At 52.4% G+C, this 11,962-nt stretch carries 12 protein-coding genes; 11 read left to right on the top strand and 1 reads right to left on the bottom strand.

The annotated features are described in order from the left end of the window. From metG to ACI3UA_RS03125, 4 genes are all read left to right on the top strand, one after another. On the top strand, positions 1-959 hold a 959-nt coding region (gene metG, locus ACI3UA_RS03110; protein ID WP_439723367.1), incomplete at its 5' end, for a methionine--tRNA ligase subunit beta. 45 nt (positions 960-1,004) lie between these two features. Then, positions 1,005-1,859, top strand: a complete 855-nt coding sequence (locus tag ACI3UA_RS03115) for a TatD family hydrolase (protein ID WP_439723368.1) — start codon at positions 1,005-1,007, stop codon at positions 1,857-1,859. A gap of 257 nt (positions 1,860-2,116) precedes the next feature. After that, the gene (locus ACI3UA_RS03120; RefSeq protein WP_439723369.1) at positions 2,117-2,827 is read left to right on the top strand and encodes a 3D domain-containing protein; all 711 of its coding nucleotides are present in this window, start codon (positions 2,117-2,119) and stop codon (positions 2,825-2,827) included. A 219-nt stretch (positions 2,828-3,046) separates the two neighbouring features. Beyond that, positions 3,047-4,741 (top strand): putative bifunctional diguanylate cyclase/phosphodiesterase, encoded by a 1,695-nt coding sequence (locus ACI3UA_RS03125; protein WP_439723370.1) that lies wholly within the window; start codon positions 3,047-3,049, stop codon positions 4,739-4,741. Between the two features lie 8 nt (positions 4,742-4,749). Here ACI3UA_RS03125 and ACI3UA_RS03130 read toward each other — a convergent pair whose 3' ends face one another. Then, entirely contained in the window at positions 4,750-5,271 is a 522-nt protein-coding gene (locus ACI3UA_RS03130; protein ID WP_439723371.1) for a prepilin peptidase, read from the bottom strand. A gap of 421 nt (positions 5,272-5,692) precedes the next feature. On the opposite strand from ACI3UA_RS03130, the gene cpaB reads away from it, so the two are divergent. The 7 genes from cpaB to ACI3UA_RS03165 all read left to right on the top strand — a co-directional run bounded on the left by cpaB (position 5,693) and on the right by ACI3UA_RS03165 (position 11,839). Further along, a complete protein-coding gene (cpaB, locus tag ACI3UA_RS03135; protein WP_439723372.1) occupies positions 5,693-6,712 on the top strand; it encodes a Flp pilus assembly protein CpaB in 1,020 nt (339 codons plus the stop codon). A gap of 3 nt (positions 6,713-6,715) precedes the next feature. After that, entirely contained in the window at positions 6,716-8,296 is a 1,581-nt protein-coding gene (locus ACI3UA_RS03140; RefSeq protein WP_439723373.1) for a pilus assembly protein N-terminal domain-containing protein, read from the top strand. A 28-nt stretch (positions 8,297-8,324) separates the two neighbouring features. After that, the gene (locus ACI3UA_RS03145) at positions 8,325-9,182 is read left to right on the top strand and encodes an AAA family ATPase (protein ID WP_439723374.1); all 858 of its coding nucleotides are present in this window, start codon (positions 8,325-8,327) and stop codon (positions 9,180-9,182) included. A 13-nt stretch (positions 9,183-9,195) separates the two neighbouring features. Next, positions 9,196-10,326, top strand: coding sequence for an AAA family ATPase (locus ACI3UA_RS03150; protein WP_439723375.1), 1,131 nt, complete (start codon positions 9,196-9,198; stop codon positions 10,324-10,326). Then, complete coding sequence (locus ACI3UA_RS03155) at positions 10,326-11,315, top strand: type II secretion system F family protein (RefSeq protein WP_439723385.1); 990 nt, start codon at positions 10,326-10,328, stop codon at positions 11,313-11,315. Before ACI3UA_RS03150 ends, ACI3UA_RS03155 begins: the two co-directional genes overlap by 1 nt. 69 nt (positions 11,316-11,384) lie before the next feature. Further along, a complete protein-coding gene (locus ACI3UA_RS03160) occupies positions 11,385-11,585 on the top strand; it encodes a Flp family type IVb pilin (RefSeq protein ID WP_439723376.1) in 201 nt (66 codons plus the stop codon). A gap of 47 nt (positions 11,586-11,632) precedes the next feature. After that, a complete protein-coding gene (locus ACI3UA_RS03165; protein WP_439723377.1) occupies positions 11,633-11,839 on the top strand; it encodes a pilin protein in 207 nt (68 codons plus the stop codon). The last annotated feature ends 123 nt before the right edge of the window (positions 11,840-11,962 follow it).

The raw sequence follows: 11,962 nt of genomic DNA on the forward strand, positions 1-11,962 counted from the left end.
TCTCCCGTGATGCCCTCATCCAGCGCATCAACGCTGACCTGGCAAATGACCTGGGCAATCTCCTGCACCGTACCCTGAACATGGTAGGCAAGTTCCAGGACGGCGTGGTTCTGGCGCCTGCGGGCCGTTCTGAGATTGACGAGTCGTTGATTGCAGATGCCATGGAGGCTGTCAGGGTCTTCGATGAAGGCATGAACAGCATGAAGATAAGCAGTGCCATCAAGTCCGTCTGGGCCTTCATCAGCAGGGCAAATAAATACATTGATGAAACCGCGCCGTGGGCGCTGGCCAAGGATGCGGCAAAGAAGCAGGAGCTGGCCAATGTCATGTACAACCTGACGGAGGCCCTGCGCATCATCAGCGGCCTGATTCTGCCGTATATGCCATCCACAGCCGAAAAGCTGTGGCAGCAGCTGAACCTGCCGGGCAGTATAAATGACCTGCGGCTGGCTGATATGCAGCAGTGGGGCGGCACGCCGGCCGGCATGCACATCGGCGAGGCACAGCAGCTTTTCCCGCGTATTGAGGTGGAAGCGCCGAAGGCGCAGGCCGGCAAGGAAAGCGGCAAGCAGGCGAAGGAGCAGAAAAATCAGAAGGCTCAGAAGAATAATCAGGCGAAGCAGCAGGACGCGGCCGTGCCTGACGAAATCAGCATAGAGGATTTCAGCAAAATCAAGCTCCGGGTGGCCGAGGTGCTGTCGGCCGAGCCGGTGCCAAAGGCTGACAAGCTGCTGAAGCTGAAGATTGACCTGGGTGACGAGCAGCGCGAGCTGGTGTCAGGCATTGCCCTGAAATACAAGCCGGAAGAGCTGATTGGCAAGCACGTCATCGTGGTGGCCAACCTGAAAGCGGCAAAAATCCGCGGCGTGGTTTCCCACGGCATGATTCTGGCCGCCTCCCATGATGATGAGCTGCAGGTGGTAACCGTGGATATGCCTGTGGGCAGTGAAGTACGGTGAGCCGGAGTACAGCAAGCGACATAAGTAAAAATGAGTAAAGGTACAATGAGCAAAATAGAAATTGTGCAGGATTTGAATGACTTTCCGGCAGGCTCCGAGGCGGGAGCCTGCACGAAAAAAAACACTGCCTCGTTGGTGGATACCCATGCCCACATAGATGTGGACAGGTTCGACGAGGACAGGGAGGCAATGCTGGACAGGGCCAGGGCCGCCGGCCTGTCAGCTATCATCAACATGGGGGATTCCATCGTGTCCTCCGCCCGCTCCGTGGCCATGGCAAAGCAGTACGATATGGTGTATACAGGCGTAGGCATCCATCCGGAGGAAGCACGGCCTATGACCCGGGAAGATGAGGATCTGCTGGCAGGCTGGGCGCAGGAGGCAAAGGTGGTTGCCATCGGTGAAATTGGCCTTGATTATTACTGGGTCAAGGACGAGGAACAGCGGAAGCTGCAGAGGGAGCTATTTATCCGCCAGCTGGATATGGCACGGCAGCTCCATCTGCCTGTCTGCGTCCACGACCGCGATGCCCACGGGGATACGCTGGCCATACTGAAAAAGGAAGCCGTGGGTGTCCGTGGTGTGATGCACTGCTATTCCGGCAGTCTGGAAATGGCAAGGGAGCTGATGAAGCTGGACTGGTTTATCGGCGTGGACGGCCCCCTGACCTTCAAAAATGCCGCCAAGCTGCCGGAGATTGCACAGCGTCTGCCTCTTGAGCGGATTCTGGTGGAAACGGACTGCCCTTACATGGCTCCCGTGCCCATGCGTGGCAAGCGCAACGAGCCTGCCTACGTGTACCATGTGGCGGCAAAGCTGGCCGAGCTGAGAAAGGTATCTTTTGATGAAGTTGCCCTGCAGACTACCAGCAATGCACAGGAATTATACGGCAGATTATGATAACATACACAAAAAATATGCAAAAATTTCTCAAAGTGGCGGGGCGTCCCAAAAGCCCCGCCATTTCTGACTTTATATCGCGTTCAAATCAGCTTAAATGCCTTCAAAAGTGGAGAATAAACACTTTGAAATTTGACAGTTGAACAATATTGTGATATAGTAGCACACATAATCACATAAGGGGGTATTAAATGACCTTAAAGAGACTATATGTCCGATGCAGAAGGGACGTCCGGTATCCTATCAGTGTCGGCATCATGTGTGGAACAATGATGCTTTCCGGCTTCATTTCTAACAGGCATGTGACAATAGCGGTTGATGGCCAGCAGCTTGAGCTGAATACACCTTATAAGGTACCTGCCAACATTCTCAGTCAGGCAGGCGTGGCTATGCTGGAGGGCGATGAATACGCGTTTTCAGAGGATGACAAGGGCAATCAGGTGCTGACTGTAAAGCGCGCCGTGCCTGTAGTCATAGAATACAATGGCAATAAAGAAACAATTTTAACCTGCAAATCTACCGTAGGGGAGATTTTGGAGCCGTATGGCTATGTAGGTAGTGGTTACGAGGTCAATTACGGGCTGGATGCAGCTGTTGTAACCGGTATGAATATCCATGTAAAGGATGTTCCGGTAGCACCGCCTGTGGCAGAGAATACTGTCAGCACCAATCAGGGTGAAATGGCCTACGCAACCTGTATATCAATGGAGGCTAGTGCCTACCTGCCGACTGACGGCAACGGGGCAGGCATTACCGCCACAGGAGCTGTTGCCCGGCGAGGTATCGTGGCAGTAGATCCTGACGTGATTCCGCTGGGTACCAGGGTGTACATTCCGGGTTATGGAACTGCCGTGGCTGCCGATACGGGCGGAGCTATCCGAGGAAATAAGATAGATTTGTGCATGGAAAGCTACGGCGAGGCAATCAACTTTGGCCGCCGTTCAGTAGAAGTATACATACTCAACTAAATACCGGATAACTGTTACAAGACAGTAAGAAGCGGGGAATAGTACAGGCAGAACAGCCCTTTACTAGTCCCCGCTTCTTATTTGTGCCTGCCATTGGTACAATTTACATAAAATAAAAAATTTGCACAAAATAAGGTGCTTCCCGATTGAAAAAAACTCAGCAATAACGTAAAATGTATATATAATAGTGTGTTATCGCAGATGGGGGATATTATGGGCATGGACATAAAACAGGAAGATATAATCCTGCTGACCAAAAATTTAATAAACGAATACTTGCATGATGGGAGTGTCGAGGAGCTGTCCATGCTGCTGGATGAGGATGTTGTGGCCTACAGCCATCTGCACATCAACTATGTCCGGGGAAGCTGGAACGTGAGGCAGTTTCTCAGCAGGCAGTACGAGCGGCTGGCCCCGCTGGAAATGAACAGGTGCAAGTACAGATACAGTACCACCGAGGAGGGCGCCTCGGTGATAGCAAAGATGATTTTAACATGCACAAAGGTGAAAAGGCTTATCTTCCTCAACATGATTGTCATGTACAGGTATCGGGAAAATGACTGCCCTTTGATTACCGGCATACATATCTACAGGGATTTCCGGCATGAGAACACCTTCCGCATGGTCAGCACCGGCAAGGTAAACGGCAGGGCGGCCGAATACCTGAACACCTACGACGAGCTGACAGGCATCTATAACAAGCAGGCCTTTTATGACAAGACACAGGAAATGCTGCAGGAAAATCCGGATAAGAGCTTTGACCTCCTGCGCATCAACATAGAGCGGTTCAAGGTGCTGAATGACCTGTTCGGCGAGGCTGTGGGCGACAAGCTGCTCCGGTACATCGGCCGGTTCCTGAAGGAAATCAACCTGCCGCTGTGCGTCAGCGGCCGTCTTTATGCCGACAATTTCGTGGTGTGCTACGAGGCAGGCAAGGGCGATTCCCAGCGCATGATCAACACCATGCAGATGATGGCGGACAGCTTTGCCCTGAACCACCGCACCGTGCTCAGCTTTGGCCTGTACCGCATTGATGACAAGAGCCTGCCTATCAGCGTCATGTGCGACAGGGCCAACATGGCTCTCTGGAAGGCCAAGGGGAATTTCAAGACGCCGTACTGCGAGTATGATGAAGACATGCGTCGGCAGGTGCTGAAGGAGCAGAAAATCATCAACTCCATGGAGCGGGCCATCGAAAACAAGGAGTTTGCCATCTATCTGCAGCCGAAGTACAACCTGCAGGATGAGTCCATCATAGGTGCGGAGGCGCTGGTGCGCTGGAACAGCCGGGATAACGGCTTTATTGCGCCGAGCGATTTTATTCCTGTGTTTGAAAACAACGGCTTCGTCTACGAGGTGGACAAGTTTATCTGGGAGGAAACCTGCCGCTATCTGCGGAAATGGCTGGACGAGGGCCGCTATGTGCAGCCGATTTCCGTCAACGTGTCCAGGATAGACCTGTATGACCCGAAGCTGGTGAGCTATCTGGTCGGCCTGCGCAGCAAATACAAGCTTCCGCCGCGGTATCTGGAGCTGGAGATTACGGAGAGCGCCTATACCGAGGACCCGGAGCAGATTATCAGCATGACGAAGCAGCTGAGTGACGCCGGGTTTACCATCCTGATGGATGATTTTGGCAGTGGCTATTCATCGTTGAATATGCTAAAGGATATCCAGATAGACACGCTGAAACTGGATATGGGTTTTCTGAAAAGCTCTGACCATTCTGCCAAGGGAGGCAATATACTGGCGGCAATCATGCAGATGGCGCACAGCTTGAAGATGCAGACGATTGCAGAGGGTGTGGAAACCAGGGAACAGGCCGAATTTTTAAAGAAAATCGGCTGTCAGTGCGTGCAGGGCTTTTACTTTGCCAGGCCGATGACGGCGGCGGAGTTTGAAAAGCTGCTCTAGGAAGCGCTTCATCCGGCGGGCATGTACAGAATATAGGCAATCAGTGCCGCTATGATAAAGGAAGGGCCGTAGGGAATAAAATCCTTGCGGCTCTTTTTGGTGAGCAGGATTGCCAGCAGTGCCCAGATGCCGCCGATGATGATGCCCCCCAGGGCGGTGAGCTTCAGGGCGGCAGGGTTCAGCCACAGTCCCAGGGCGGCAATCAGCTTGATATCGCCGCCGCCGATGCCGCCGCGGGTGATGACGGCCAGCAGCAGGAAAGCAAGGCCTGCCAGCAGGGCACAGGACACATGCTGCAGCCATGCGCCGGTGAAGAGCAGGCTGTGAAGCAGGCCGAAGATGGCAAAGAGCGCCAGCTGTTTGTCAAAGATAATCTGCTGCTCCATATCGCTGCAGAACATCGTCAGCAGGAAGGCGGCATAGATGGCGAGGAAAAAAACTTCTCCCGCCGACCCGTGGAACAGGTTATATGCAGGGAGGGTATCGGCAAGGGGGTATTTGGCCAGCAGCAGGCAGAAAAAAACTGCCACAAGTATTTTTAGGCTTCGCATCTGCCAGGCGGGACATGTCTTGAACGGAAAGGATAATTCACTGAAATTTTCCTGAAAGAGAACGTTCTGCCAGCAAGACAAAAGACCCACTAAAAAGAAAAAGATGAAAAGTATTATTGTAAAAACCACGTTTTCCATTATTTCACACCTCATTGAATATGACCAAAAATAAGGACAAAAGTCCCTTTACACCATTTGAAAAAATGCTATTATATATACAGTAGATATTATAAAACATACTCGGAGGATTTAAAAGCCTTTTTATGGGGGAGGGAGCTTTTATTTGCGGGTGGCGTGCGGTGGCTTCTTACTGTTTTCGCTGCAGCCCGAGTGGCTGCGGCGATGTACGTGGATGTAGGCGGGAGAAGGCCTGCAGGTCATTTGAGTATGGGGAAAAGGAATGATGAATATGTTGCCAAAGCTTTCCAAGAGTTTGCGTGAACTTTCGGAAAAGATTACCTATCGGCATTGGGTGATGCTGGCGGGTGCGGCGAGCCTTCTTTTGGGCTTGCTGGTTTTTGTTACGCTCAATAACAATGAACCGAAGCAGGAAAAGACGGTTCCGGTAGATACCGTGCATGTGGTTGTGGCCAAGCAGGATATAGCACCAAAGACCATCATCAAGGAAGGTATGCTGGAGGTACGGGAAATGCCGGCGCACCTGGTGCCTGCCGACGCAGTCAGCGATGTGACGGACGTGGTCAACAGGCCTGCCAAGGTGCAGATTATGAAGGATGATATCGTCTCCAAGCGCAAGGTGCTGATGGACATCAGCATGGCGGGCTTTACAGGGGATATCCCGCCTAACTGCCGCGCAGTTTCCATAGGCATTTCCGATGTGACGGGCGTAGCCGGCTTTGCCCAGCCGGGAGATTTCGTGGATGTCATGATTATTTCCAAGAACGGCGACAAGATGAGCGGACGCATCATACTGCAGGATGTACTGCTGCTGGCCATCAACAAGGCTACGGATTCCCAGACCAGCGTGCCGAAGGAACAGGCTCAGGACGCTGCCAAGAAGGATGCCCAGCAGGGTGACGGCAAGGATGCCCAGCAGTCAGAAAATGTCAGCGCGGAAAAGGCCAAGACCAAGGCTATGGACAAGCTGGCCACGGCTACCCTGGCTCTGAGGCCGGAGGAGGCGCTGAAGCTGGTAACGGAGGCCCAGGAGGGCACGTTGTACCTGACCCTGCGTCCATACCAGCCAAAGGACAAGTTTACTACAGATACCAAGTATGTTCATTATTCCAGTGTACAGGCACCGAAAAAGGCTGATACGGGTGTCAGCCGTCCTGCTGCCGGCAGCTTGAACAGGCCGGCACCGGCTTCTGCACCTGCGTCCGGCCCCGCTTATACGGCGCCTAAGAGCGGCGGTGTAGAGGTGATTCGCGGAACCGCGGTGAGCAGGGAGGGATTTTAGTAAATGAGTATGGCTGCAAGAATTGAAAAACACATAAGAATATATGTTTGCGCAATAATGGCCATGGCCATTATTGCTGCCAACGCTGTTGCGCTGGCAGCACAGCCTATATGGATAGAGATAAACCAGTCCTATCTTTATCAGGCAGGCTATTCACCGATTACGAGGGTAGCTGTTGCCAATCCCGCTATCGCTGACGTTGTGGTGCTGGACAGGACCAAGCTGAACATCGTGGGCAAGGCCCTGGGCTCTACCAGCCTGTCCGTGTGGAGCGATAACGGCATGCGTCAGGACTTCGTCGTGTCCGTATGCAACACGGATACAGCCACGGCACAGTTCATCAAGCAGTCCATGGGGCTGGATGGCGTGCAGGTGGCCAAGGTGGGTGACAAGCTGGTACTGCAGGGTGTCGTGGAGAATCAGTACGAGATGAACAACGCCCTGGGGATTGCCAAGGTGTATTCCTCCGAGGACAACATCGTCAACCTGATTCAGATGAAAAACCCTACCATGGTAAATCTGGCGGCACTGGTTATTGATGTCAACAACACTGACAAGCGTGACCTGGGCATCAAGTATGCCAACCACGGCGGTATAGATGAAGGGGCACATACCATAACCTTTGGCAGCGTGGGCGAGTTCTACGGCGGCAAGACCGTCTATGACCTGACCGGACATCCTTTTATGGACGTAAATTTCATGATTCAGGCGCTGGAATCGAACGGCAAAATCCGCGTGCTTTCCCGCCCGAACATTACTACCTTGAGCGGTGAGGAGGCGGAAATCCTCATCGGCGGCGAGCTGCCGATACCTACCAGCAAGGATGGTGAGATATCTGTCGAGTGGAAGCCATACGGCATCAGGCTGAACATCAAGCCGACTGTCGACCATGAGAACAAGATTACCTCCACCGTCAAGGCCGAGGTAAGCGGCATCAACAATGCCGTGGCCGTGTCGACAACGGCAGGCAAGATTCCGGGACTCACATCCAGAAAGGCCAATACGGTGCTGACGGTACCGACCGGCCAGACCATGGCTATCGGCGGCCTGATGAACAGCGATGAGAGCAAGGTTATCAGCAAGGTTCCTCTGCTGGGAGATATTCCTATCATCGGTGAGTTCTTTAAGCACACCTCCACTTCCAAGGACAAGCGTGAGCTGATGATTCTGATTACGCCGACTATTGTAACCAGCAACGACCCTGTCAAGGGCAGTGAGAAGATGTTCAACACCCTTGACGAGCACAAGCGGGAGCTGGAGGATATGAAGGATATCTATCCGGGCGACCCGGCAACACGGGAGCCTGTCAAGAAGAAGCAGAGCCGGGTAGAGAAGGCACAGGCGGAGATTGATGCCGCCAAGGCTGCCCAGCCTGCTGCAGAGACAAAGACCGTCGCAGAGGCGGTGCCTGCTGCTGACACTGCTGTGAATGATACTGCTGCCGAGCCAAAGAAGCAGAGCTGGATAGAAAAGGCCCAGGCGGAGATTGACGCAGAGAAGGCAGACAGGGAAAAGGCTGAAAAGGAAGCGGCAATCAAGGCCGTGGAGGTAGCCGAAAGACCTGTTCTGCCGGAAGCAGACTGACAGATTATGAAGAAAAGGGAGGCCGATTATGCCGGAAGAGAATATTAGTGGTGTAGTGTTAACATTTTTCAGCACTGCTTCCTCTGTAGGAAAGACGCTGATTAGTGTCAATATGGCCTCGGAGCTGGCCCGTCAGGGCTATCGGGTATGTCTGGCAGACTACGACCTGCAGTTTGGCGATGTATGCAACTATTTGAAGCTGCCCTTTGAGCGTTCCATCAAGGACATTGTGGATGTGATGAAGAGAAATCCCGATGCTTCCCTCAAGGAGCAGCTGACAACATACCGTTACGGCACTGTTTCCTTTGATGTGGTGCCGTCACCGGAGCCGCTGGAGGATGCCTACAACGTGTCGGTGGAGGACTGCAAGAAGCTGATTGAGCGTCTGCGCCTGATGTACGACTATGTGATTGTGGACACCACCAGTATGTTCAGCGTGCTGAATCTGGCTATGCTGGATTTGAGTACCATCGTTACCTTCCTGGGGGTTGTGGATTTTATTCCGACCATCAAGAACATGAAGATGGGCAACGATACGGTCAAGACGCTGAACTACGATACCAACAAGATTCGTCTGGTTCTCAACCGCAGTGACGCCAAGACGAGGATTTCCATGGATGATGTGGAGCGTCTTCTGGGGCAGGGGTTCTATCATGTCCTGCCAAATGACTTCCAGTCAGCCAGCGAGTCCATCGTCACCGGTGTGCCCCTGGCCCTCAGCGGCTCGGACAATGTGCTGGCCAAGGAAATCAGGGTGCTGATTTCCCGCTATACGAATCGCGTATACAAGGAAAATGCCGATTTTAAGCAGACGATATATCAGAGTGCCAATACGGAGTATTCCGGCAAGCGTCAGAGTGGCTGGTTATCCAAGCTGTTTCATTAGGAGGTAGGCTACAATGCAATATAAGATAATGCTGGTGGAGCATGACCGCCTGATGCTGGAGCAGATGTCCAAGGTTATTGAAAACGCACCGGATATGGAGCTGGCCGCCAGGTTCCAGAGCAGTGGTGATGCGCTGGGGCAGGGCAGGGTGTTCAACCCTAACATTATTTTGTTTGATACTGACGTTGAGGGTGCTACAGAAAAACTGCGTGAGTTTGCGGGGTACTTCCCCCATGCGGCTGTTATCTGTACCGGTGAGAAGTGGATGGCGGATAAGACAAGCCACTACATTCAGGCCGGTGCCAGCGGCTATCTGATAAAGCCGTTTACCTACAACAGCCTGCGGGAAGCCATCATGACCTATGCCCAGAACGGCATGCAGCTTGATTCCAAGGTGATTACCTTTTTCAGTCCCAAGGGCAAGAGCGGCAAGACCACGGTTATATCCAATCTCGCCGTAGCCCTGTCAAGAATGACCGGGGAGCGGGTCGGTATCATTGATGCAGATTTGCAGTTTGGCGATATGGCGGTTTTCTTCAATCTGGAGCCGCAGAGTACCATTGTGGAGGCGGCGCGTGATGCCAAGTTCCTTTCGCCTTTGGATCTGCGTTCATATTTTACGAAGGTTACAGACAAGGTTTCCGTGCTTTGCGGCACTAAGAAGCCAAGCCTGATAGACAGGGTGAGCATCGCCAACCTTGAGGCTGTCATCAAGATGGCAAAGGCGGCGTTCAAATATGTGCTGGTGGATGTGCCACCGGGATTCAACCCTACCTCCATTGCCGCCGCGGAAATGAGCGACTACACCTATGTGATTGCCATGCTGAATGGCGGCTATGAGATAAAGCATGTCCAGCGGTCGCTGGATGTCTTTGAGGCCTGGGATGACTTCGAGGACAGGGTGCGGGTGGTGTTTACCCGTGTCGTGCCTTGCAACAAGGAAGCTCAGGAAAAGATATCCGATGCCATTGACTATGATGTGGATGTGCTGGTGCCAAATGCCTATATGATGGTGTCCAAGGCGGCGGACAATGGCCAGATGGCTCTGGATCTGGAGCCGGAAGGTCAGTTTGCCGGCAGTATAAACTCTCTGGCTGATATAATTATTCATCAAAATGATACAGGGCGTGGTGCTAAGTGGTAATGCTAAATTTTGTGATTGCTGTTTTGGCGGCAATAGCAGTGTTCGGATTTGCCCTCTTCTTACTGCGGAGGACGAAATCAAAGGAGGACAGCCTGCAGAACCGCATGGCGTACTTCTCCGGCGTGGATGGCAGCCTGAACAATACTGCAGGGGATGGAAAAAAGAAAAGAAAGCGCGGCCAGTCGCTGGCAGAGCGCGGCAGGCTGGTTGTCCGCACCATAGCGGAGAGGGTCAGCGCTTTTCAGAAGGATAACAGTTTTGATTTGAAGATGCAGCAGGCCGCCTGGCCGTTATTAGGCTCCGAGTTTCAGGTTATCATGCTGCTGGTGGGGCTTTTGACCGGCATTGTGCTGGGGCTTCTGACGTTGAAGCTCTCCATGCTGTTCTTTGGCTTTATCGGAGGCGTGCTGGGCTGTATGGTGGCTCTGTCCATCACGATTCAGCGGCGCAAGGCCGCCTTTATGAACCAGCTGGGTGATATGCTCAGCATGGTGGCCAATGCCCTGCGTGCCGGTTTCAGCTTTATGCAGGCACTGGAGCATACGGCCACGGAGATGAGCGATCCGGTGCGGCTGGAGGTCAGCAAGGTGGCTCGTGATGTCAATGTGGGCATGCCGCTGGAGGAAGCCCTGAACAACATGACAAAGCGTGTGCAGAGCCCTGATTTCAATCTGGTGGTGTCTGCCGTGCTGATACAGCGTCAGGTAGGTGGCAATCTGGCCCAGATTCTGGATGTTATCAGTGAGACCATCAACGAGCGCATCCGCATGCGCCGTGAGGTCAGCGCACTGACAGCCCAGGGGCGTATGTCCGGCCTGATACTGGTAGCTCTGCCATTTGCACTGGCAGGACTGCTCAATGCGATAAATCCGAACTATCTTGACCCGCTGTTCAATGAGCCCTATGGCCGTATAGCTGTAGGTGGAGCCTTGGTTATGATTATCATTGGCTGTGTGGTTATCAAGAAGATTGTTGACATAGATATGTAGCTTTGGTTATGACGCCGTTTTGCGGCGCTAACATATTATTATTATTTATTATCTATAGGAGGAATGATTATGTTCACTATTCTCTATCATCTCAAGAACCGTTACATGAGCCAGAAGGCGCAGGGTATCGTGGAGTATGCCCTGATTCTTGCTTTCGTAGTAGCTCTGGCAGTTGTTCTGACCAGCGATGGCGGCCTGTCTGGTGCAATCAATAAGGTATTTGGTACTACTGCTGCCCAGATTAACAAGGCAAACGCTCCTGCTAACTAATCATTGATGTCTATTGTTAGATTTGTTTGTCATGGGAGGGTGCATACGTGTTTGCATGGCGTGATAGCTTGATGAAGGTTTTTTCTAAGGGTCAGAAGGCTCAGGGGCTGGCAGAGTACGCACTGGTTTTGGCTTTTATTGTGGCTTTGGCAGTTGCAGTGAGTATGACCGGAGATAGCTTGTTAAAGGATGCTGTGCATGATGCGTTTGCGTATGTTACCGAGGTATTGCAATCCTGGCTGGCAAATTTGTAATGGTTTGTAACTGTATCTTAGTTGTAGATGGGCCGCTTGTGATGAGGATGTCACAGGCGGTACATCTATGATTGGTTATCATATTGACTTTTTATTGCAGGGAGGCAGTTGTATGTTGAAAAG

Origin of the sequence: Anaerovibrio sp., assembly GCF_051866355.1 — a bacterium.
GTDB lineage: Bacteria > Bacillota > Negativicutes > Selenomonadales > Selenomonadaceae > Anaerovibrio.